The sequence below is a fragment of the Nocardiopsis codii genome, assembly GCF_036327455.1.
Taxonomy (GTDB): Bacteria; Actinomycetota; Actinomycetes; order Streptosporangiales; family Streptosporangiaceae; genus Nocardiopsis; species Nocardiopsis codii.
In genome coordinates this window covers 90,233-112,218 of record NZ_JAUZMY010000023.1, presented here as the reverse complement: position 1 = coordinate 112,218, position 21,986 = coordinate 90,233, and the positions used below count along the sequence as shown (strand labels likewise).

17 protein-coding genes and 1 tRNA gene are annotated in these 21,986 nt (G+C 72.6%); 6 read left to right on the top strand and 12 right to left on the bottom strand.

Annotated elements, in window-relative coordinates; all coding sequences use genetic code 11:
- Window positions 1-7: 7 nt before the first annotated feature.
- Entirely contained in the window at window positions 8-760 is a 753-nt protein-coding gene (locus Q8791_RS21945) for a maleate cis-trans isomerase family protein (protein ID WP_330093642.1), read from the top strand.
- Between the two features lie 59 nt (window positions 761-819).
- Window positions 820-1,527: a GntR family transcriptional regulator gene (locus tag Q8791_RS21940; protein WP_330093641.1), complete on the top strand. Its 708-nt coding sequence runs from the start codon at window positions 820-822 to the stop codon at window positions 1,525-1,527.
- A gap of 214 nt (window positions 1,528-1,741) precedes the next feature.
- Here Q8791_RS21940 and Q8791_RS21935 read toward each other — a convergent pair whose 3' ends face one another.
- The gene (locus tag Q8791_RS21935) at window positions 1,742-3,205 is read right to left on the bottom strand and encodes an NAD-dependent succinate-semialdehyde dehydrogenase (RefSeq protein WP_330093640.1); all 1,464 of its coding nucleotides are present in this window, start codon (window positions 3,203-3,205) and stop codon (window positions 1,742-1,744) included.
- A gap of 161 nt (window positions 3,206-3,366) precedes the next feature.
- Here Q8791_RS21935 and Q8791_RS21930 point away from each other — a divergent pair, with 161 nt between their 5' ends.
- From Q8791_RS21930 to Q8791_RS21920, 3 genes are all read left to right on the top strand, one after another.
- Window positions 3,367-4,623, top strand: coding sequence for an aspartate aminotransferase family protein (locus Q8791_RS21930; RefSeq protein ID WP_330093639.1), 1,257 nt, complete (start codon window positions 3,367-3,369; stop codon window positions 4,621-4,623).
- Window positions 4,624-4,818: 195 nt separating this feature from the next.
- Window positions 4,819-6,009 (top strand): hypothetical protein, encoded by a 1,191-nt coding sequence (locus Q8791_RS21925; protein ID WP_330093638.1) that lies wholly within the window; start codon window positions 4,819-4,821, stop codon window positions 6,007-6,009.
- 160 nt (window positions 6,010-6,169) lie between these two features.
- Window positions 6,170-6,245, top strand: a tRNA-Arg gene (locus Q8791_RS21920).
- Between the two features lie 248 nt (window positions 6,246-6,493).
- On the opposite strand, the gene Q8791_RS21915 is transcribed toward Q8791_RS21920, so the two are convergent.
- The 4 genes from Q8791_RS21915 to Q8791_RS21900 form a co-directional block, all read right to left on the bottom strand.
- Window positions 6,494-6,688, bottom strand: a complete 195-nt coding sequence (locus Q8791_RS21915; RefSeq protein ID WP_330093637.1) for a hypothetical protein — start codon at window positions 6,686-6,688, stop codon at window positions 6,494-6,496.
- Between the two features lie 172 nt (window positions 6,689-6,860).
- A complete protein-coding gene (locus Q8791_RS21910) occupies window positions 6,861-9,395 on the bottom strand; it encodes an MMPL family transporter (protein ID WP_330093636.1) in 2,535 nt (844 codons plus the stop codon).
- Between the two features lie 49 nt (window positions 9,396-9,444).
- A complete protein-coding gene (locus Q8791_RS21905) occupies window positions 9,445-10,107 on the bottom strand; it encodes a TetR/AcrR family transcriptional regulator (RefSeq protein WP_330093635.1) in 663 nt (220 codons plus the stop codon).
- A 234-nt stretch (window positions 10,108-10,341) separates the two neighbouring features.
- Window positions 10,342-10,500, bottom strand: coding sequence for a hypothetical protein (locus tag Q8791_RS21900; RefSeq protein WP_330093634.1), 159 nt, complete (start codon window positions 10,498-10,500; stop codon window positions 10,342-10,344).
- Window positions 10,501-10,842: 342 nt separating this feature from the next.
- Between Q8791_RS21900 and Q8791_RS21895 the strand changes: the two genes are divergently transcribed.
- Window positions 10,843-11,214 carry a VOC family protein gene (locus tag Q8791_RS21895; protein ID WP_330093633.1) on the top strand — a complete coding sequence of 124 codons (372 nt, stop codon included), beginning with the start codon at window positions 10,843-10,845 and terminating at the stop codon, window positions 11,212-11,214.
- Between the two features lie 115 nt (window positions 11,215-11,329).
- Here Q8791_RS21895 and Q8791_RS21890 read toward each other — a convergent pair whose 3' ends face one another.
- The 7 genes from Q8791_RS21890 to Q8791_RS21860 form a co-directional block, all read right to left on the bottom strand.
- On the bottom strand, window positions 11,330-13,033 hold the full coding sequence (locus Q8791_RS21890) for a choice-of-anchor I family protein (RefSeq protein ID WP_330093632.1): 1,704 nt from the start codon (window positions 13,031-13,033) through the stop codon (window positions 11,330-11,332).
- Window positions 13,034-13,294: 261 nt separating this feature from the next.
- Window positions 13,295-16,081: a DEAD/DEAH box helicase family protein gene (locus tag Q8791_RS21885; RefSeq protein WP_330093631.1), complete on the bottom strand. Its 2,787-nt coding sequence runs from the start codon at window positions 16,079-16,081 to the stop codon at window positions 13,295-13,297.
- Window positions 16,082-16,132: 51 nt separating this feature from the next.
- Complete coding sequence (locus Q8791_RS21880; protein ID WP_330093630.1) at window positions 16,133-16,546, bottom strand: hypothetical protein; 414 nt, start codon at window positions 16,544-16,546, stop codon at window positions 16,133-16,135.
- Window positions 16,547-16,967: 421 nt separating this feature from the next.
- The gene (locus Q8791_RS21875) at window positions 16,968-17,735 is read right to left on the bottom strand and encodes a hypothetical protein (protein ID WP_330093629.1); all 768 of its coding nucleotides are present in this window, start codon (window positions 17,733-17,735) and stop codon (window positions 16,968-16,970) included.
- A 280-nt stretch (window positions 17,736-18,015) separates the two neighbouring features.
- Window positions 18,016-18,771: a L,D-transpeptidase family protein gene (locus Q8791_RS21870; RefSeq protein WP_330093628.1), complete on the bottom strand. Its 756-nt coding sequence runs from the start codon at window positions 18,769-18,771 to the stop codon at window positions 18,016-18,018.
- 158 nt (window positions 18,772-18,929) lie between these two features.
- On the bottom strand, window positions 18,930-19,853 hold the full coding sequence (locus tag Q8791_RS21865; protein ID WP_330093627.1) for an ACT domain-containing protein: 924 nt from the start codon (window positions 19,851-19,853) through the stop codon (window positions 18,930-18,932).
- A 742-nt stretch (window positions 19,854-20,595) separates the two neighbouring features.
- Window positions 20,596-21,780 (bottom strand): DUF418 domain-containing protein, encoded by a 1,185-nt coding sequence (locus tag Q8791_RS21860; protein WP_330093626.1) that lies wholly within the window; start codon window positions 21,778-21,780, stop codon window positions 20,596-20,598.
- Between the last annotated feature and the right edge of the window lie 206 nt (window positions 21,781-21,986).

The window sequence follows — 21,986 nt, the reverse complement described above, 5'->3', positions numbered from 1 at the left end:
AGAGCCCATGACCCGCGTCGGATTCCTCTATCCAGGATTCAGCGCCGAGGACGACTACAAGGCCTTCGAGGACCTCCTCGGAGGGGACGTCGAACTGCCGCTGGTGCACACCCTCATGCGCGAGGACGCGCACCGCGTGGACGCCCTGCTGGACGTCGGCAGCGACGACGTGCTCGCCAAGGGCGCCCAGGAACTCGCCGCGATGGAGGTGGACGCGGCGGTGTGGGCGTGCACCAGCGGAAGCTTCGTGTACGGCTGGGAGGGCGCCCGCAAGCAGGTCGAGGGCGTCCGCCAGGCCGCCGGGGCGCCGTCGTCGAGCACCTCCTTCGCGTTCGTGCACGCCCTGAGCCAGCTGCGGATCTCCAGGGTGGCGATCGCCGCCACCTATCCCGACGACGTCGCCCAGCGGTTCGTGGAGTTCCTCACGGACGCCGGGGTGACGGTGCTCTCCCTGGCGAGCCACGGCATCGCGACCGCGGCGGAGGTCGGCCACCTGGACCCGGACGACGCCCTGGACTTCGTGATCTCCAACGACCACGCACGCGCCGAGGCCGTCCTGGTGCCGGACACCGCCCTCCACAGCGCCCACCTCATCGAGCCCATGGAGGCGCTGCTCGGCAAGACCGTGCTCACCGCCAACCAGGTGAGCGTGTGGGAGGGGCTCCGGCTCGCCGGGGCCGCGACCGTGCGGCCGAGCGGGCCCGGCACCCTGTTCAGGTCGGGTGCGGCAGCGGTCAGGAGCGTCCTGCCGGACCGTTAGCCTCGACGTCGTCGCCCGACAACGTCCCCCGTGTCCCGAATGTGAGAGGAAGGCGGCCCATGCCCGCCCCTGGCCAACTCAGCCCCGTACCCCGTCGCTCCACCGCCGAGCTGATCGCCGACCAGCTGCGGTCCGCGATCATGTACGGCTCGCTCGCCCCGGGCGACCAGCTCGGCGAGGCGGAGCTGGCCGGGCAGCTGGGTGTGAGCCGCGGCCCTCTGCGCGAGGCGATGCAGCGGCTCGTCCAGGAGGGGCTGCTGCGCAGCGAACGGCACAGGGGCCTGTTCGTGCGGGAGCTCACCCAGGCCGACGTCCGGGATGTCTACGTGGCCAGGCTGGCGGTCGAGCGGACCGCGTGCGAGCTGATCATGCGGGGCAACCGGGGTGAGGCGGTCGCCCGCCTCACCCCGGCCGTGGAACGGCTCGCCCGGGCCGCCGCGGGCGGCGACCGGAACGCGATGAGCGACGCGGACCAGGCGTTCCACCAGACCCTGGTGAGCTGCGCGGGCAACAGCCGCCTGGAGCGCATGTCGCAGACCCTGCTGGTGGAGACCCGCATGTGCCTGACGGTGATGCAGCACGTCTACCCCGAGCCGGGCGAGCTCCTGGAGGAGCACCAGCGCATCCTCGACGCCATCGCCGACGGCGCCGAGGAGCGGCTGCTCACGCTGATCAGGTCGCACATGGTGGACACTGTCCAGCGCATCCATGACGGCATCCGGACGCAGGAGATCCCGCCCGAGGCCGCCCCGGGGGCCGGCGCCTAGGAACTGCGCCGACCGGTCTGCGGCCGTTCGCGTGTGTCCGGAGGGCGGCGGTCCGGTCACCTCCGGCACCCAGCGGACACCCGTCCGCGCCCTGTCGGCGCCACCGCCTCGGCGCCCGGGGGCCGGAGAGCGGCGAGTGCCCGGAGAACGGGCTCGTCACCCGCGGCGGAGTGGAGCCCCGTGCCCTTGCACGGGCGCACGGGGCCCCGGCCGGTCACAGACCGCCGATACCGACGTACTTCGTGTCCAGGAACTCGTCGATGCCGACCCGGCCGCCCTCGCGGCCCAGGCCGGAGTGCTTGACCCCGCCGAACGGTGCGGCCGGGTTGGAGACCACGCCCTGGTTGAGGCCGACCATGCCCGCCTCCAGCGCCTCGCTCACCCGCAGCGCCCGGTTGAGGTCACGGGTGTAGAGGTAGCTGACCAGACCGAACTCGGTGTCGTTGGCGGCCCGGACCGCCTCCTCCTCGGTCTCGAAGGTGAGGACCGGGGCCACCGGACCGAAGATCTCGGTGGTGGACAGCTCGCTGGCGAAGGGGACGTCCGCGAGCACGGTCGGCTGGTAGAAGTGGCCGGGACCGTCTCCGGGACCGCCGCCGACCAGCACGCGCGCGCCGCGGCCGACGGCGTCGTCCACCAGGCGCTGCACCTTGTCGCGGGCCTTGTCGTCGATGAGCGGACCCACGGTCACACCGTCGTCCAGCCCGCGCCCCATGCGCAGCGCGCCCATACGGGCGCTGAGGCGCTCGGAGAACTCCCCGGCGATCCCCGACTGGGCGTAGATCCGGTTGGCGGCGGTGCAGGCCTCGCCGATGTTGCGCATCTTGGCGAGCATCGCCCCCTCGACGGCCGCGTCCAGGTCGGCGTCGTCGAACACCAGGAAGGGCGCGTTCCCGCCCAGCTCCATGGACGTCCGCAGGACCTGTCCCGCGCTCTGCTCCAGGAGCCTCCTGCCCACGGCGGTCGAACCGGTGAAGGAGAGCTTGCGGATGCGGCCGTCGCTCAGCAGCGGCTCGGTGACCGCTCCCGGGTCCGTGGTGGGGAGGACGCTGAGGACGCCCTCCGGCAGCCCGGCCTCGGCCAGGATGCCCGCGAGGGCGAGGGCGGACAGGGGTGTCTGGTGGGCGGGCTTGAGGATCATCGTGCACCCGGCGGCGATGGCGGGTCCGATCTTGCGCGTGCCCATCGCCATGGGGAAGTTCCAGGGCGTGATGAGCATGCACGGGCCGACCGGCTGCCGCATGATGAGGAAGCGCGCCTTGCCGTCCGGCGACGTGGAGAACCCGCCCTCGATGCGGACGGCCTCCTCGGCGAACCAGCGGAAGAACTCCGCGGCGTAGGCGATCTCCCCCTTGGCCTCGGCCAGCGGCTTGCCCATCTCCAGGGTCATCAGGACGGCGAGGTCCTCCTGGCGCTCCATGAGGAGCTGGTAGCTCCTGTACAGGATCTCGCTGCGCTCCCTCGGCGCGGTCCGCGCCCACGAGGGCTGGACGCGGTGGGCCGCGTCGAGCGCGGCGAGGGCGTCCTCCTTCCCCGCGTCCGCGACCTCGCAGAGCGCCTTGCGGGTCGAGGGGTCCTCCACCTCGAAGGTGGCCCCGGCGTCCGCGTCACGCCACGCTCCTCCGACGAAGAGCCTCTTGTCCACCTGCGCGACGACCCGTGATTCCTGGTCCGACATGTTCACTACTCCCCGGTCGACGGGCCCACCCGTTCCGGTGGGCCTGTGGTCAGAACTGCCCGACGTGCGCCCACTGGACACCGCCACTGCACGGATGTTTCCATAGCGGTGTCGATTGTCAACAATCCTACGGAATCCGAATCACGGAATCGAGGCCACGCATGGCGGAGCTCTCCCCGGTCCTCAAGCAGGCGACACCTGTCGTCGCAGCACGAGGCGAGGGTGTCTACATCTACGACGAGGACGACCGCCGCTTTCTCGACTTCACCGCGGGCATCGGTGTGACCAGCACCGGGCACTGCCACCCCCGGGTCGTGGCCGCCGCGCAGGAACAGGTGGCGACCCTCATCCACGGCCAGTACACCACCGTGATGCACCGCCCCCTGCTGCGACTCACCGAGCGGCTCGGCGAGGTACTGCCCGAGGGCGTGGACCGGCTGTTCTACGTGAACTCCGGCAGCGAGGCCGTGGAGGCGGCGCTGCGGCTGGCCCGTCAGGCGACCGGGCGACAGAACGCGATCGTGTTCCAGGGGTCGTTCCACGGGCGCACCATGGGCGCCGCCTCCCTCACCACCTCCGGGGTCAAGATCCGCGCCGGCATCGGCCCGCTCGTGCCCGGCGTGGTGGTCTCCCCGTTCCCGTACGCCTACCGCCTGGGCCTGTCGGAGGCCGACGCGGTCTCCTACGCCCTGCGCGAGCTGGACTACCTGTTCGCCACGGTGACCTCCCCGCAGGACACGGCGGCGGTGTTCATCGAGCCCGTGCTCGGCGAGGGCGGCTACGTGCCCGTGCCGGACGCGTTCCTCCAGGGGCTGCGCGAGCGCGCCGACCGGCACGGGTTCCTGCTGGTCGCCGACGAGGTGCAGACCGGGTTCGGGCGCACCGGAACGTTCTGGGGGCACGAGCCCTCGGGCATCCGGCCCGACATCGTCATCACCGCCAAGGGGCTGGCCAGCGGGTTCCCGCTGTCGGCCATCGCGGCGCCGGCCTCGATCATGGACCGGGCGTGGCCCGGCTCCCAGGGCGGCACCTACGGCGGCAACGCGGTGTCCTGCGCCGCCGCCCTGGCCACCCTGGACGTGATCCAGGAGGAGGGCCTGGTGGAGAACTCCGCGCGGATGGGCGAGCGGCTGCGCCAGGGGCTGGAGAAGGTGGCCGAGGCCAACCCGGTGATCGGCGACGTGCGCGGCCGGGGGCTGATGCTCGCCAACGAGTTCACCGCTCCCGACGGTTCCCCCGACGCCGCCACGGCGCTGAGCGCCCAGCAGGCGGCGGCGCGGAACGGCCTCCTCCTGCTGACCTGCGGTCCCGCGGGCAACGTGGTGCGGATGATCCCGCCGCTGGTCGTCAACGGCGACCAGGTCGACACCGCCGTGTCCCTGTGGGCCACCTCCGTCGAGGAGGCGGTCTCCTCCTGACCCACCGGTCCGGGGCCGCGCGGGTGCGCGCGACCCCGGACCGGGAGACGACCGGCGGGCGGCCCAGGGGGGCCCCCCGCCGGGGCGCGTGACGCCTGTGGACCCCGGTGCGGCGGCGGCATAATCTGCTTGCATACCCACACGCTGTGCGGGCCCAGACGCTGCGCACGCCCAGACGAGAAGAGCCCCCACAGGGTGAACACCAAGAAGAAGTCCGCCAGGAAGTCGGCCGAGGTGTTCGAGCGATCGAACACCGGAAGGTCCGGCAAGGGTTCCGGCAGGGCTGGCAAGGGACGGGGCAGGGGATCCGGCGGGGAGTCCGGCGAGGGTCCCGCCGCGTCCGTCCTGCGCACCGTGTTCGATCCCGCGCTCTCGCCCGGCGTCGTCCGCCGGTTGGAGCGCGCCCCCTCCCTGTTGCGCGGGGCGGGGGTGGCCCCTCAGCGGCTGACCGTCGGCCACGCCCTGTGGTTCATCGGCGGAGTCCTGGTCGCCGAACTGTGCCTGGCGCTGATGGTGCTCCTGTTCGCCCCGGTCTCCCTGGACGTTCACCTCGCCATGCTCGTACTGGCGGGGGGCGCCCTGGGCGTCGGCGGGACCATCGCGTTCCGCAGGGTCCCCGGGGACCTGCGCCCGCCGCCGTGGCTGGCGGACCTGCCGTGGCGCCACTGGGCCCTCGTCCTGTCCTGGCTTCCGATCCCCCTCTTCGTCATCTTGTCCTCCGTCCTCTCTTTGATCGTGTTCGCCGCGGGCGCGGCCGCCGCGCTGTGGGTCGGATGGCGCTGGCCGCGCGGTGACCGGCTGGCCCTGGCCAACGCCCACCGCTACCTCGTTCCCCAGGACTTCGGGGAGCGGGCGACCCCCGTGCTCCAACGCGTGCAGTGGACGATCGACCGGGTGGTGGAGGCGGACGGACTGCTGGGCGACTCCTTCGACGGCCGCCAGTCCCTCGGGGTGCTTCGCTCCCAGGAATGGGAGATCGCCCAAGCCGCGCGGGAGTACGAGGCACTGCGCAGCGACTACTGGAAGCAGTTGAAGCGGGCGACGTCCGAGCGGGTCACCAACGCCCTGCGCGCGCAGTTCGACGCCCAGGAGGCCGCCTTCGAAGCGTTGACGGCGCGGTCCGAGAGCATCGGGGCCTACGGCCGCGAGGTCGAGGCGGCCAGCATCGCGCACTGGGAGTGGGAACAGGTCCAACACATCGGGGAGCGGGAGCGCCGCATCACCGGTCTCCTGGCCCGGACCTCGGTCGACGGCGGGGAGATGGACGTCCTCCAGCGGGAGGGCCTGGACGCGCGGGCGGCCCGGCAGGTGCGGGACGAACTGGTCGACAGGGCACTCTCGGCGGGGCAGCGGCTACAGGAGTCCGTGTCCGGGTCCCGGACATGACATGCGGCCCCCGGAACGTGTTCCGGGCCCTACCCGGTCGATGTCTCCCATGGCCCGCGTCACATGAACAGATGGCACGAAGCCACTCCAGCACCGTGATAGAGTCGGAGACGTCGCCAGGGAGACACGGTCAACCGGGCGACACACAACTGAACAGCCTGCACTCGTAGCTCAACGGATAGAGCATCTGACTACGGATCAGAAGGTTGGGGGTTCGAGTCCTCCCGAGTGCACCACCATGAGACAGTGGAGAAAGCGCCCTTGACCTGCGAAAGCGGTCGAGGGCACTTTCTTGTGCCCCCACAACCCCGCGCCCGACCTGCTTGACCACGGGCCGGGCGCTCTCCTGTGTGCGGGGCCGCCGAAGAGCCGGAGCCGCGTCGCACCTCAGGTGCGCGTGACCGGGCTCGCCGCCGCTCGGCCTGCGTGCCCGCGACGACGGCGAAGGCCCCGAGCACACCGGTCGGGGCCTTCGCCGTCGGTACTAGTCGTTGGTCTGGCCGTCGGTGAACCGTCCGATCGGCTCCAGGTTCAGGCCGTGCAGGGCATGCGAGATGTCGGCCAGGGCCTTCGCGTTCGCGAGGGAGGCGAAGAACCGGGCACTCTCCAGGTCTCCCCTCTCCTCGGCCGCGACCGCCTTGTCCACGTAGTGGTCGATCCTGGTGTCCGTGAACCCCATCGAGCCCCCAGTGTTCCGGTTGAACGCACAGTCTTCCCAGCTTAGAGCCCGGGTGCCGCACGTCTCCTTCAACGCGCCCGGGCCGCGCTCGGCCGTCGACCCCGGCGGTCCCGACCCTGGACACGATGAGGGCCCGGGGGCGGTACCCCCGGGCCCTGACGAAGCGCGTGCCTCAGCGTTGCCGGGAGGCCACCTCGTCCGCGTCCTCCTCGGAGGAGGGCGTGTCCGCGGCGGCGCCGGTGTCCTCGCCCGTGGCGACCGCCCGCTCACGCGGCCGGCGGTTCTCCAGGGCTGCGCCCTCCACGTCGATGTCGGGCAGGATCCGGTCGAGCCACTTGGGCAGCCACCAGGCCGCGTTCCCCGCCAGGTGCATGAGCGCCGGGATCAGCGCCATGCGCACGACGAAGGCGTCGATGAGCACACCGAAGGCGAGCGCGAAACCGATCGAGCTGATCATGACGCTGTGGGAGAAGACGAACCCTCCGAACACCGAGATCATGATGATCGCCGCGGCGGTGACCACCGCACGACCGGCATGGAACCCGCGCACCACGGCGATCCGGGCGGGGTCCCCGTGCACGTAGGCCTCGCGCATGCCCGTACCGATGAAGAGCATGTAGTCCATCGCCAGGCCGAACAGGATTCCTGCCAGGAGCGTGGGCAGGAAGTTCAGCACCGGCCCGGTGTTCTCGATCCCGAAGAGGCCGCCCAGCCACCCCCACTGGTAGACGGCGACCACGCCGCCCAGCGCGGCGAAGTAGGACAGGACGAACCCGAGCGTGGCGACGACCGGCACGAAGATCGAGCGGAACACCAGCAGCAGGATCACGAGGGACAGGCCCACGACCACGGTGAGGTAGGTCGGCAGGGAGTCGCTCAGTGTCTCGGAGATGTCGATGTTGCCGCTGGCCATGCCCGCGACCCCCAGATGACCGGTGCCGTCGATCGGCTCCAGGTCGCGGAAGGTGTGCACGAGCTGCTCGGTGGACTCGCTGGCCGGGCCCTCCACCGGCACGACCTGGAAGATGGCCAGGGTGTGGTCGTCGGAGACCGCGATGGGGGCCACCGCCGCCACGTCGTCGTGGGAGTAGAGCTCCTCCGCGATCAGCCCCTGCTCGTTCAGGGCGTTCGCCTCGGCGGCCTCCTCGGTCGGCCCGCCGGTGAGGCCGGCCACGACCAGGAGTGTGCCGTTCTGCCCCGCGCCGAAGTTCTCCTCCACGGCGGAGTAGGCGCGGTACTGGGTGGAGTCGGTGGGCTCCGAGGACCCGTCGGGCATGCCCAGCCGCAGGTCCAGGGCGGGCAGGGCGACGACGCCCAGGGCGATCACGGCGACGGCGGCCTGGAGCAGCGCCCGGCCTGTCGCCATCGGCCGGATCTGCTCGGAGGCGCCTCCGTCCCCGTCCTTCCCGTCTGCGTCGGCCTTCTCGGTGAGACGGCCGCGCTCACGGCGCGACAGGATCCGCGTGCCGAGCAGTGACAGCAGTGCCGGAACGAGCGTGATCGCGATGAAGACGGCGACGGCGATGGAGATGGCGCCCACGCTGCCCATGAGGCCCAGGAACCCGATCCCGGTCAGGTTCAGGCCCAGCAGCGCGACGAGTACGGTCGTTCCCGCGAAGACCACGGCGTTGCCCGCGGTCCCGTTGGCCAGGCCGATGGACTCCCTGACCTCGAAGCCCTGCTTGAGCTGGCGGCGGTGGCGGTTGATGATGAACAGCGCGTAGTCGATGCCGACGGCCAGACCGAGCATCAGGCCGAGGATCGGCGTCACCGACGCCATCTCCAGCACCCCGGACAGCGACATCGCGATCAGGGTGGCGACACCGACGCCGACCAGCGCCGTCAGGAGCGGCAGTCCGGCGCCCACGAGGGTGCCCAGCATGATCACCAGGACCACGCCGGCCACGATCACGCCGATGATCTCGGCGGTGCTGACCAGGCTGGGCATGGCCATGGCCATGTCGTTGCCGAAGTCGACGGTGGTGCCGGGAACGGGGTCGCTCTCGAAGACGGCCATGACGGCGTCGCGGACCTCCTGGGAGATCTCCGTCTGGCTGTCGGTGAAGGCGATGTTGACCAGGGCGGTGGAGCCGTCCTCGGAGACCGTGCGGATCCCGGAGGCCATCTCGAGCAGGGCCTCACCCTGTTCGAGCTCCTCCAGACCCGCCTCGATCTCCTCGCGGTTCTGGTCGATGACGACCTGTTCGGCGTCGAGCCCGGCCTCGGCCTGCTCGAGCTGTCCGGCGGCCTCGGCCTGGGCGCGGCCCTCGTCGAGCTCGTTCTGGCCGGCTTCGAGGTCCGCCAGCCCGGTCTCGAGCTCGTCGCGGCCCTCCTCCAGCTCCTGCTGCTGGTCGGCGCGCTGGTCCTCGGTGGCGAAGGGGTTCATCGCCGTCTCGACGCGGGGGGCCTCCGCGGCCTCCTCGACGCGTTCGGCGATCGCGTCCTGCTGCTCCTGGGTGAAGGCCGAGCCGTCCTCGGTCTGGTAGACGACGGTGCCCGCACCGCCGCCCATCCCGGAGAACTCCTGCGACAGGAGCTGCTCCACCTCGTCGGTGGGCGTCCCAGGGATGGAGAAGCTGTCCTCCAGGTCCCCCGAGAAGAGGAAGAACGCGGTGCCGGCGGCCACGAGCAGTGCCAGCCAGATCGCGATCGCGGTGGTGGCCCGGTGTGCGCACGCGCGCCCGAGTCTGTAGAGAAATTCAGCCATGGGTGTTGTTCTGCCAAACGGAGATGGGTGGTGGAAGCGCGTCGTGCGCTCAGGAGGAGGCGGGGCCGACCGAGCCGTAGCCGTCGCGGTTGACGGAGATCAGGCGTTCCAGCAGTTCGGCCCACACCTGGCGGGAGGCCTCGGTGTCGACCCCTCCGGTGGTCTGCTCCCAGTGCTGGACCGTGACCGCGCCGCCGCTGATGAGCGCTCCGCACATGAGGTCGACCACGAGCGGGTCGGCGCTGGGGTGCCGGCGCGTCATGGTCGCCGCCAGGCGGACGCTCACGTCGCTGATCGCCCGCTCGAACAGTGCCGCCCTGCTCGGGGCCAACTCGTGCCCCTCCTGTCCGAGGAGGTGCTTGAGCCGGGTGATCGGCGTGAGCAGGTCGGTGCTGCGGATCGCCGCGGCGAGCTCGGCGAACATGGTTCCCGGGCCGTCGACGGACGTCTCGGTGAGGTTGGCCTCGATGCTGTCGACGATCGCCTCCAGCATCTGGCCGAACACCTCGAGAACGATGTCGTCCAGGGACCTGAAGTGGTTGAACACGGTCCGACGGGAGACGTCGGCCCGTTCGGCGAGCTGGTCGACGGTGAAGCCGGTTCCCCCGCTCTCGGTCATCAGCTCGGCGGCGGCGTCGACGATGGCCCGGCGGTGGCGTGACTTCAGTGCCGCACGCCGGTCGTGTGATGGCTGTGGGTGCTGGTCGTTCACGTTCTCACGCTAGACACCTGCGTGCACTTGGTGCAACGAAGCACTGAGTGCAAAGGCTCACATCCGATGTGCGGCGGAGTGTCCCGCCCCCGCGCGATCTGCGCGCCGGCGACTCCGGCGGGGACGGTGCGCCGCCGCATCCGCCCCCGCGGCCCCCCACACTCCTACCCCGCCCCGTTCTCGCGACGGCGGCACGGTCCCCTCCGGGACCGCGCGGGTCCCGCAGGACACGGCCTACTCGTCACCCCTGGACGAGCCACCGCCGTGTTCGCCGAAACCGGGAACGCTGCCCTGGCTCCGCTCCCAGGCGAGCTGCTCGCCCTGGCGCTCGACGGCCCGCCTCTCCTCGGGTGTCAGGTCGTCGGGGATGGGGTCGCGGTCCTTGCGAGCCATGGTGGCCTTCCTGTTCCTTCTCCGTGTGGTGGTCCGGCGCCGAACACGACCGGTGCTCCCGGTCGGCGCCTCGCCTGCATGACGGAGTCGGAACGGGATTCTGACGCGGATAACGCCAACTCATGGAGTGACGCAGGTCTCACTCTATGCGTTCTCCACTGCGAGGGACCCCGGATCCCCGCCGCGGACGGCTCCCCGGTGATGCGCCGTGCGACGGTACGGCGGAGCTCCCCGAGCCGCCCGGCCCCGGGAACGGGCGGTGGCGGCGCGGGGCGGTGCGGCCTCCGGCGCACGGGCCCGAATTCCCTGGCCGCCACCGGGGACCTGTGGCATCCTGCGGCCATGATCGGACACCTGCGCACCATCGCCATCGACTGTCCGGACCCGGACGCGCTCGCCGGGTTCTACTCCGAACTCCTGGGTCTTCCCCTCTCCGGCGGGGACGACCAGTGGGTGGTCATCGGCGGCGGGGAGGGACAACCCCGGCTCGCCTTCCAGCGCGTCCAGGACCACCGTCCTCCCGCGTGGCCGGACCCGGACCACCCCCAGCAGATGCACTTCGACATCACGGTGGACGACATCGAGGCCGCGGAGGAGCGGGTCCTCGCCCTCGGCGCCACACCGCTGGCGCGTGTGGAGGAGGATCCCGGCGACCTCTTCCGCGTCTACGCGGATCCGGCCGGGCACCCCTTCTGCCTGGAGTTCACCGCGTAGCCGTCGCCTGGAGGCCGACAGGCGCCGTCGGGGCGCGGGACCCGGGGACGGGCTCCCCGAGCGGAGACGGCCCGACCGCCCCGGGGGCCGGGAACGTCCCCGGCCCCCGGGGACCTCAGACCGGGTCGACCCGGTAGAGGGTGGTCGAACCGGACACCTCGTTGGCCACGGCCAGGAGGGGCACCCCCTGGACGGGCGAGTCGTCGCCCTCGATGAAGGTCAGGCCCTCCGCGCCGAGGTCGCCCGCCCCACGGGTTCCGGGCTCGGCGGAGAAGTCCCGGTTGTTGAGGTACTGCACGTGGAAGGGGGCGTGCGGGTCGGTGACGTCGTACACCATCACCCCGCCCACGCGCTCCAGGCCGACGAACGCGTAGGTGCGCCCGGACACCTCGCCCAGCACGACGCCCTCGGGCTCGGGACCCTTGTCGTCGCTGCGGGTCTCGAAGCTGTTCTCGGTGTGGTTGGAGTTGAAGTGGTCGGGGTCGGCCTCGGCGGTGATCCGCTCGAAGTCGGAACCGGAATCGAAGAGCTGCTCGCCGTCCGCCGTCCAGATCGAGAAGGACCGGCCGCCGAACGCGTACACGTCCTCGTAGCAGGCGCCGTCCGCGCGCAGCCCCTCGACGGAGGTGACCGTCAGCCGGCCCAGGGCAGCGTCGTCGGCGAGCCCCTGCAGGGAGGTGACGCCCAGGTCGTTGTCGGCCACGAAGTCGCGCAGGCGCGGGGAGTCCTCGCACAGCGGGGTCTCCTCGACCAGGTCGGCCAGCCTCGTCTCCTCGGAGTAGCCCGACCGGTCCCGGGTGTCGCCCTCGTTGGCGGTGACCAGCAGGGTCCGGCCGCGCCACCGGTAGCTGTCGAAGCCGTCGGGCTGGTACATGCCGTACACCGGCCAGTTCTCGATACGGACGCCGCCGTCCCGGTCGGACGCGTCCAGCTCGTTGCCGGGCTCCAGGTGGTCCTTCGCGCCGAAGGGCACGATGTCGGTGAACTCGGCGGTGCGCAGGTCCAGGACGGCGAAGGCGTTGGCCTCCTGGAGGACCACGTGGGCGCTGTACGAGGTGTCCGCGACGATGTACTCGGGTTCGAGGTTGCGCGCCACCCGGCCCGGGGTGCCCGCCTCGCCGGTGGACAGGTCCGGACCGAACACCCGCACGCCGGGGTGGAGTTCGCGGTCCCCGTCCCAGGCGCGGAAGTCGGCGGTGCGGACGTCGTCCTGGGTGAGGGCGGCGGGCCTGCGGTTCACCCGGACCACGCTCACCGACCCCTCCGGGTCGACGGTGTGCTCGTCGTCGGGCTCTCCCTCGTTGGCGACCAGGAGGAGGCGGCCGTCGGGGGTGAAGGTCGCCATGTCCGGGAGTGCGCCGACCCGGACCGCGTTCAGCGCCCTGCCCCCGGTGTCGAAGAAGACCACCCAGCCGTCGTCCGTGCGGTCGGCGGCCTCGACGGCCACGGCGACGACGCCGTCGTGGACCGCCACCGAGTTGGCGACCGCCCCCTCCTCGACCACGGAGCCGTCCGCGGCCTCGATGCCGGGTGCGCGCAGGTCGAAGAGCTTGGCGGGTGCGGCGGGGTCCGAGATGTCGAGCACCTCCACCGTGGCGGCCTCGGCGTTGACCACGAACAGGCGCTGGGTGCGCGGGTCGTGGGCGACGATCTCCGCGGCAGCCGAGTCGAAGGAGTCCGTGTGGTAGGTGCCGACCGCGGACAGTTCGACGCCGTCGTCCCCTTCCCGGGCGGAGGTGCGGTCCCCCGCGTGCACGGGGTCGGCCGCCCCGGTCAGGGCGACGGCGAGAGCCGCGGTGGCCGCCATGGTCTTGAGCATGGTGCTTCCTGGTGGTTCGGGGGAAGGGCGCGGACACGCCCGCGCCGAAGCCAACCAGGAGAGAGCGAGAAGTGGCCGAACGGACGGTGTCGGGAGGATGAAGGCATCACCGACGGAGTCGCGTTTCTCCTGGTCGACGCCGCGGCGCTGATGCTGCTGCTCCCCCGGCGGGCGTCGGCCCCTGCGGGGTGGCCGCTGCCCCGGGCCATCCCCTCCGGAGCGGGTGGCCCGGGGACGGCCCGTCCGGACCGGCCCCGGCCGCTACTCCCAGGCCATGCGCCGCCCGGTGGAGACCCCGGTGGGCGCGCCGCCGAAGTGGGCGGCGAGGACCTCACGGCCGGGACCGCTCCGGGTGGAGACGACCGATCCCGCGCAGACCCACGTGTTCCAGGCCCGGCCGAAGGCCTCCGCCCCCTTCCTGCTGCGGCCGAACAGGGACGGGACCACGTGGTACACCGCCGTGTTGGGGACGGGGTCGCCGGACAGCTGGGCGCGGGCGTGCGCGCGTTCCACCCCGGTGTCGGAGGGAACGGGGAGCACGTAGCGGGGCACCAGGTGGAGCGGGCTTCCGACCAGCGGACCGAGCACCTCGTCCAGGGCGGTGGCGAACGCCTCGGCCGCCTCGGGCCCCGCGCCGGTCAGCGTGAACCGGTACACCCCGTCGGTGTCCACGTGCGCACGCACCCCCTTCGCCCCGACGGCCGCCCGGCCGGTGGCGTGCAGGGTGTCGGCCACGGCGCACGCGTACCGGGTCGTGTCCACCGGTTCTGCCGCCCGCCGCAGGAGGGACGCGGCCTCGGAGATCCGCCGGTGGCGGACCGCGGCGAAGGAGGCGGCGCCGAGCAGCGCGGCGGCGGCGAGCAGCCACGGGAGGGCCACGGCGAGGAGCAGGCACAGCACCGCCAGGACCATCCCGGTGACGGCCGCGGCGCCGGCCCCCGCAGGAGCCTCCCCCGCGCGCACCGCCCCGGCCGGGGCCGCCAGCGCGCCGGGCGGCGGGGGCAGGGCGACGTCCTCCCCCCGCACGGCGGGCGCCCTCCGGTCCCTGACCCGCAGGGTCGGCAGGAGGACGTCCTCGTAGGGCTCACCGATCCGCCATCGCTCCCGGGTCTCGTCGCGCCGGGCCGCACGGGCGATCATCCGGGTGTTGACCGCACCGGGGTCGTCCGGGGGTTCGTAGGGGGAGAAGGCCGGGTCGACGTGCGCGACCCCGCTCATCACGGCCCCGTCGGCGGCGGCCCCCAGGTAGCCCTGGTGTTTGCGCACGAACCGGGACCAGTCGGCGGCCCCGCGCGGGTGCTCGTGGCTGACGCACACGACCGTCCAGGTGTGCGCGGTCTTCTCCGGCCAGGAGGGGTCCAGCCGCAGTGCGCGCCCCCGGCTCTGCACCACGGCGGTGGGCGTGGTCGCCGTCGTCAGGTCCACGACGGTGTTCACTCCCCGCGCGTCCCACCCCTCCCCGAGCAGCGCGCGGGTGCCGACCAGGACCTGTGATCCGCCCGACTCGAAGAAACGCGTCACCACGCCGACCCAGGTGCGCGGGGACCAGGCCCCTTCGACCACGTGCAGGCCGTCGGCCTCCCTGGCCGACAGGTCGGTGTCCGGGGTCTCGGCGCGGGCGAAGTCCAGGAACGCCGCCGCGGTCAGCGGCGCCATGGCGACGGTGCGCCCGGTGACCAGGACCGGGTCGAGCCCGGCGGTGCGCGGGTCGGCGGCGAGGACGGACAGCTGGAGCCATGCGGAGCCGGCGTCGTCGGCCAGGACCCCGCGCAGGGAGACGGGTGCGCGGGCACCGGCCCTCTCGTGGTCGCACAGGACGAGGGCGCGCAGCCGGGAGCCGACCGCGTCCCTCTCCGCGGCGACGATCTCCACGGTGGCGTGCGATTTGGCGTCGCTGCGGGCCAGGACCCGGTCCACGGGCGAGGTGCCGGTGCGGACGCCGTGCCGGGTCAGGTGGTAGCCGACGGAGGGGAGGGCTGAGCGGAGGCGTTCGCGGGCGGCGCGGTCGCGCCCGGAGCCGGTGAGGCAGTGCCGCGCGTAGTCGCCGATGAGCGCCGTCCAGTCCTCGGCGCGCGGCGGGTGCCGGTGTTCCTCCAGGAGGCGGGCCCCGTCGGGGAGGGCGCAGAGTCCCGCGTGGTGCAGGCGCAGCACGGCGTCGGTGAGGGCGGGTTCGCCGGAGGCGAGCCGGGACCACGGGAGCCGGCCGCCGTCGTCGGTGGAGCGGTCCACGAAACGGGCGTCCACCCAGGGCAGGAAGTCGGTGTCGGCGAACCCCGGGGTGAGCAGTTCGGTACAGATCTCCGCGAACCGGGTGCCCTGTTCGGCGAGGTATCCGCGCTCGGTGTCGGTGGGCCGGGTGACGTAGGCGAGTTCGGCGAACGGCGCGAGGTAACCGTCGCGGACCAGGGCGGGGATGGACGCTCCGGTGACGGGTGCACCGAAGAGGCGGTCCACCAGTGCCTTCTCCGTGCCGGTGAGGCTCGCTGCGGGGGTGCCGGTCAGACCGATGACGTGCGCGTCGGGGAGTTCGTCGAGGATCTCCGCGAGCAGGCGCCCCCAGACCTGGAGGAGGTGGTGGCACTCGTCGAGCAGCACCGTGAGCGGCCCTGCCCCGTGCAGGGCGTCGACCAGTGCCCGGCCGTTGGCGTGGAGGCGGTCACGGGGCGAGGCGGTCGTGCGCCCCTCCTCGTCGGTCTCCGCGTCGGGGTCGAAGACGGCGAGGGACTGGTAGGTGAGGACGTTGACGTCGTCCGCGAGGTCCCGACCGTGCCCGGCGGAGCATCCGTCGGGTCGGTCGAAGGCCTCCCAGTGGGCGGTCCACTGGCCCTGGATGGCGGTGTTGGGCACGAGGACGACGGTGCGGCGGCCGAGGCGGCGGGCGGCCTCGAGTCCGACGAGGGTCTTGCCGGAACCGGGCGGGAGAACGATCCAGGTGCGTCGGCGCCCTTCCGCCCAGCGGGCGCCGACGGTGTCCAGGGCGGTGCGCTGGTAGGGGCGGAAGTCGCCGGGCCAGTGGGCAGCCGCGAGTGGCGTGGACGTTTCGGACACGCGCCCACAGTAGCCGGGGCGGCCGTATCCGGAGGGGCGGATCCTGGGGGGTCAGTACCCGGCGGAGCGGAGCCGCTGCCAGGCGGTGGACCAGCGCTGGCGCTCACCGTCGTCGGTGCCCGCGCAGGCGGTGACGAAGGCCATGAGGAACACGTATCTGGGCAGCTCGGTGCCTTCGAGAGCCTGTTGGAAGGTGGATCTCTTGACCGCACCGCCGCAGAGGTACTCCAGCTCCAGGTAGGACCAGTCGCCCGCCCAGACGAGGTAGCGGCGCATGGTCAGCAGGAACTCGGCGGGGGTCTCGGCGTCCAGCGGATTGGGGCGCTGTTCGTAGCCGACGTGCGCCCGTACGGGGAGGCGGCGTTCGACGGTGGCGCTGGGGGTGGACAGGACCCTGTCCAGCCATGTGGTGCTGCCGAGGGCGCTGTTGGGACCGGTGGGCTCAAGGATGTTTGTGGGACTCACATCGTCTCCTTTTCACCGGTCGAAATCGGCGTCATGTAGTTCTTCCGTGCGTGGTACGCCTGTGGGCGTATACGCGAACAGGGGGTCTGAGAGAACACCGAAGGCCGGTCCCGAGATCTTGTGGAGGGAACGCCGACTGTTCGGTTACCAGGAAATCTACCGGATGAACACGACACGCGAAAGCGCCTGTCGCCCGGGTTCCGGAGAGGCGTGGGTCTCCTCGGCCTGTGACGTGGACACCGCGATGCGACCCACTGTGGAATTTTTGTGCACAACGCATCAAATGTCATCTGACGCCCCTAGGGAAACGTCCGCATTGACAGGAAATGGAAGAAGCGGCGCGACCTGGGAAATCCAGACCGATGATCTTGGCCTTCAGAAAAGCAGATGATCCGAATCAGTATTTTAGACCTGTCCGAAACTAGCTCTCCGGGACCCACGCCAGAACCGTGGCATCGTCGCTGCCCTTGACCCTCGGAAACGCTGACCGGTGAGGGTCGGCCGCCTCCAGCGCGCGGACCCGCTCCACCAGGGCGCGCGGACCCTTGTCCGAAACCAGGGTGAGAATCTGTCCCCAATCCAGGTCGCCGAAGACCTCGGCCACCCGGCTCGCGCCGTCGGTCATCGCCGCGAGAGAACGCGCGGGAAGGGTTCCGGTGAGTGCCTCATCGGCCGCCCGGACGTCCGCGCCCGCCGTCCAGAAACCTCCGGGGACGTTGCGGCGGGCGCGGATCGCGTCCCATGCCGCACCCCGGCGCGCCAGCTCGGCCCTCAGGCCGTCGAAACGGGTGTCGGCGACCACGCGCGCCCCTCCGCCCTCGTCCTCCACCACCAGGAGGGAGTCGGACAGCACCAGGTACTCCATCCCCCCGACGCCCGCCCGCACCACCACCACCGTCGCCGACGGTGTCTCCCGGTTGCCCAGGTCGCAGGTGTCCGCGTGCAGGGAGGAGGCCTCGGCTATCGCTCGGGCCAGGGCGTCGCGGAGGGGCGCCCCCGCGTCGGCCCCGGCCAGCAGGAGCGCGCCGAGCCGCCGGGTGTACCACGCGACCCCGTGTGAGCAGCCGTTGTCGGCGTCGTCGGGGGCGGTCGCCCCGTCCAGCAGGACGGCGCTGGTCGCGGTGGCGGCGGCGAAGTCCTCGTCCGGTCGTCCGGGGTCGCCCGGCTCCGTGGCGATCAGGAAGGGCACGGGGTCCTCTCTCACCGCCGGGCGGGCCCTCCGCCCGGCTGCCCGTCACCTTCCCCGCCGCGGCCTCCGCCATCCGCGGTGCCACGGGTGGACGCCGGCCGACCGGCCGGGTGCGGTCGGGCGCGCCCGGTCCGGCGCCGACAGGCCGTACGCGGGACGGCAGCACCCCGGTACGGGGCGACCGGGCTTCCGGTCGGCCCCGCCCTACGGGACGCGGTCACCGTGCCGTCCCGTCGGCGGGCGGCGCCGGGGCGTGCCCGACCCCGGCGCCGGGCGGGGTTCAGCGGACGAGGACGGAGGTGTGCACGTCGATGTTCCCGCTCTCCCAGAGCCAGTCCATCGCGGCCAGGCTCACCCGGGCGCATCCCTTGGAGGCGGGCTGCGCCGGGACGCTCGGGTACCCGTGGACGGCGATGCCGCCGTTGAAGTACTTGGGCCGGTAGAGGGCGCCGTAGGGGCCGGGGTCCCAGGCGTCCACGTCGCGGAAGACGGTGTAGGTGCCGGTCGGGGTGGTGGCGATCCGCTCGCTGCCGTCCGAGCCCTCGTAGGGCTGTCCGGAGCCCGTGGAGGTGTTGACGACGCGTTCGACCTCGCCGTCGGACACCACCAGGAGCAGTTGCCTGTCGAGGTCGATCTCCAACAGGTCGCCGGAGGTCGTCGTGGCCGCGGGGACGACGCCCTCGTCCAGCGCGGTGCGGGTGGCGGGGCCGACCACGCCGTCGCGGTCGAGCCCGGCGGCCTTCTGGAGGGCGACGACCGCCTGGTCGGTGTGGAAGCCGAACTGGCCGTCCACACCGTCGATCCAGTAGCCCAGCTCGGTGAGCCTCTCCTGGAGTGCGGTCACCTCCGGCCCGGTGCTGCCCTGGCGCAGCTCCGTTCCGGAGGCGGCAGCGGCGGACGACGCGGACGCCGGGGGTGCGAGCACGGCGGAGCCCAGGAGGAGGGCGCACGCCGCGGCCAGGACCGCGACGATCGCGCGGACCTGCCGTGTCTCGGTGGGCGGGGGAAGCGTGAGGAGTGAGGGGGGAGTTGCCATACGTCACCTCATACCCACGAAAACGTCGGCTCTCCCCGATTCCACGCACCTGTGGACCAAGCGTGTCCGTCGTCGCACGTGGCGGGCGTCCGCGTCGTCCGAACCCTGTGCCCGACCCCGGCGTCCCGCCCCCGGAGGGGTCCGGGCCCGCGGAGGGCTCAGCCCTGACGCGTCCGGGCGTGCAGGGAGGAGGCCACCTGGACCAGGGCCCGGCAGCGGGCGAACTCCACGGCGGTGAACGGCACACCCGTCCTGCGGACGGTGAGGACCCCGCCGTCGGGCGCGGGCAGGGTCATCGAGGTGTCCGACAGGTCCTCGCGCGCCACCCCGCCGGGCGGGCCGTCGGCGTACTCCACCTCCCGGGCGGCGGTGAGCGACAACAGGGAGCGCTCCAGGGTGGTCGCCCCGGTGATCAGCGCACTGACCAGGGCGAGGGTGCGGCTGGTGGTGTCGCTCAGCTCGTGGACGTCGGCGGGTCGTACCAGCGCGTCGCGCCCGCCCGCCTCGCGCACTGCGGCGTGCAGCGCGTGCTCGCCCACGTGCCCCGGGGCGCTGACGAAGAACTCGTCCACGGCGTCGGTTCCGGCGGGGTGCACCTGCATGAGCCGGATGTCGACCCCCAGAGCCGCGAACCGGGCGGTCAGCGCCGCCAGCCCGCCGGGCACGTCGGCGACGGTCACTCTGACCCCCCACAAGCGGTCGCCGGCCGGGGCGTGCGCGACGGGGGCCACCGCCTCCGCCCCGGAACGGAGGACCGGCTCGGAACCGTCGGCGCGCGCCGCACCGGACCCGGATCCGTCTCCCGGCCCGTTCCGTGGCGCGTGCGCGTCCGCCCGCGGTCCGCTCCCCCGTGGCGCGTGCGCGCTCCGGTGCCGGTGCCAGCGGTGCAGTGCGGAGACCGCGAGGAGGAGCGCCCCCACGCCGATCAGGGCGCGGACACCGCCGTCGCTGTGTCCGAGGGCGAGCACCACCACGTGCGCCGCTCCCGCGGCGAGGAGCAGTGCGCCCATGTCGAGTGCCTCGCGGCCGAGGAAGCCGTGGCGGTGGTCGTTGGTCCCGTGGTCACCATCGGAGACGTCCATGGATCCGAAGGTGCCAGGCGGACGTTGCGCCCGATCGTCACTCCGTGACGAGCAGGTAACGACTCAGAGTGACCTCTGTCACGGAGTGGAGTCGCCCGCGGTCGGCACCACACGTGGACTGCGGTACAAATGTGAGCAAAACCGCGCCCCACCTGCGATGATCCGGCCGGTCAATACCGTTCCACCCGGTGGAGGGCAAGCGAGGGGCGCCCCTCGCAGCGACGATCCAACGAGGTGCGAGACGTGACCGACATCGAGCCGACCGGCACCGTGGCCGGAGCCCGAAACCCGTTTCCCGGAGCGCGGCGGAGGGCGGGGGCCCGGACCGGCTCCTCCCTCCCCGATTCCCTGATGACCGTCGGAATCGTCACCGGGGCCGTGACGGTCCTCGCCGCCGTCGAGATCGTCAGCGGCCTCGCGGGCTTCCCCCTCCATGGCCTGACGTCGCTCGGGGGCGGCGTCGGTTACGGAGCCGAGGGGACCGGCCCCGAAGGGGTCCACGCGATCTGGCGGACCGCGGAGATGATGCTCGCGGTGACGCTGATCGGCGCCGTCGGACTCACTCTGATCGTGGCGTCGCTCGCCCCCGGCAGGGACGCGGGTTCGCCCCCGGCCCCCGACGGCTCCCGCCCCGCGGCCGTCGTTCCCCGAGCACACGCAGCCTGGGCCCCTGCGGCGGCCGGGGAGCTGCCGGAACCGCACGGTGCCACGACGTCCTACGAGGTGGGCCTGGCCTGCGGCCTCAGTCCGCGTGCCGCTCGCCGCGGCGCCGACCGCCGTGAACGAGCCGACGCATCAGGGCGTCCAGAGGGCCGGGACGCCCCGACCGGGCGAGCCACGCGGCCAGACCGAGACTGACGAGCCAGGCCAGGGTCGCGACGACCAGCGCGCCGGAACCGCCCACCCACGCGCCCGCGCCGACCAGGTCCGGCTGGAGCACCACCGCCACCAGCACCGAGTTGAGGATGTAGAAGGTCAGGGAGCGCTCGCCCACCGCCGCGACGGCGCGCGTCAGCGGCCCGCGGGTACGGTCCAGCCGGAGCGCGACCAGGGTGAACAGCGCCGCGTACCCGGCTCCGCCGAACACACCGGTGAGCACCTGCGCCGCCATCAGCAGTCCGCCCCCGACCGTTCCCGGCTCCAGGGCTCCGACCGCCGTCAGGGCGGAGGGCAGGGCGCCCGCGACGGACACCGCCACTCCGACCGCGGCGACCCGGGTCAGGAGCGTCCTGTGCGACGCCGGGGCGTCCAGCAGCCCGGCGCGGCCCGCCCGGTATCCGAGCACCACCAGCAGGAACAGCGGGTAGGCGATCGCGATGAACACCGGACCGAACGGGAGTCCGCCCAGGCGCGCGACCCAGTCCTCGGCGGTGAGGTAACCCGGGGCGGCGTACGTCTCTCCGCCCGCGAGGTCGGTGCTCAGGCTCATGGCGAGCATCGCCAGGGGGACGGTCACCGCGTAGATCGCGGCGAACACGACGGCCGCGCGCGTGACCGCCCGGGTGGAGCGCAGCAGCAGCCATCCGGTGGCCAGGGCCGCGACGCCGTAGGAGGTCAGGATCTCGCCGGGGAACACGAGCAGTGCGTGGACGAAGCCGAACAGCAGGAGGAACAGTCCGCGCCTGCGGAGCAGGCGGCGGATCTCCGCGTCGGAGGTGCCCCGCGCGGACTGGCGGGAGACCGTCCAGGCCATCCCGTAGCCGAACAGGATCGCGAACATCGGGAACGCCCGGTTGTCCAGCAGCAGCGTGGTCGCGAAGGCCGCGCCCCGGTCAAGCGGGCCCGCGTCGGCCGCGTCCGTGCCGAACCCCGCCCCCGTGTACACCCCGGCGTAGGCCATGGCGATGAGCAGCAGCATGAACCCCCGTGCCAGGTCGGGGGCGAGTTCGCGTTCCGCTCGCGGTGGCGGCACCACGGTGGTGTCCATCTCGTGCGTCCTCTCCTCGGCGTGCCTTCCGTCCAAGGCTGCTGCGCGGGAGCACGGTCGGACATCCCCCATCCGGCCGGAGCGGACCACCGGACGGCCAGATCCCACAGCCGGACGGCCGGTCGGCGGACCGCCTCACCGGTTCCGACACCGGGGGACACGACCCCGCGGCTCGTTCGGCGCGGGCCCCGCGTCGGCGCGGGGGC

Excerpts from the sequence above, each read along its gene's own strand:
- Q8791_RS21870 (WP_330093628.1), bottom strand. The coding sequence starts at position 18,771 with ATGGCAACTCCCCCCTCACTCCTCACGCTTCCCCCGCCCACCGAGACA.
- Q8791_RS21865 (WP_330093627.1), bottom strand. The coding sequence starts at position 19,853 with ATGGACGTCTCCGATGGTGACCACGGGACCAACGACCACCGCCACGGC.
- Q8791_RS21890 (WP_330093632.1), bottom strand. The coding sequence starts at position 13,033 with ATGCTCAAGACCATGGCGGCCACCGCGGCTCTCGCCGTCGCCCTGACC.
- Q8791_RS21860 (WP_330093626.1), bottom strand. The coding sequence starts at position 21,780 with ATGGACACCACCGTGGTGCCGCCACCGCGAGCGGAACGCGAACTCGCC.
- Q8791_RS21895 (WP_330093633.1), top strand. The coding sequence starts at position 10,843 with ATGATCGGACACCTGCGCACCATCGCCATCGACTGTCCGGACCCGGAC.
- Q8791_RS21940 (WP_330093641.1), top strand. The coding sequence starts at position 820 with ATGCCCGCCCCTGGCCAACTCAGCCCCGTACCCCGTCGCTCCACCGCC.
- Q8791_RS21915 (WP_330093637.1), bottom strand. The coding sequence starts at position 6,688 with ATGGGGTTCACGGACACCAGGATCGACCACTACGTGGACAAGGCGGTC.
- Q8791_RS21910 (WP_330093636.1), bottom strand. The coding sequence starts at position 9,395 with ATGGCTGAATTTCTCTACAGACTCGGGCGCGCGTGCGCACACCGGGCC.
- Q8791_RS21935 (WP_330093640.1), bottom strand. The coding sequence starts at position 3,205 with ATGTCGGACCAGGAATCACGGGTCGTCGCGCAGGTGGACAAGAGGCTC.
- Q8791_RS21900 (WP_330093634.1), bottom strand. The coding sequence starts at position 10,500 with ATGGCTCGCAAGGACCGCGACCCCATCCCCGACGACCTGACACCCGAG.
- Q8791_RS21945 (WP_330093642.1), top strand. The coding sequence starts at position 8 with ATGACCCGCGTCGGATTCCTCTATCCAGGATTCAGCGCCGAGGACGAC.
- Q8791_RS21930 (WP_330093639.1), top strand. The coding sequence starts at position 3,367 with ATGGCGGAGCTCTCCCCGGTCCTCAAGCAGGCGACACCTGTCGTCGCA.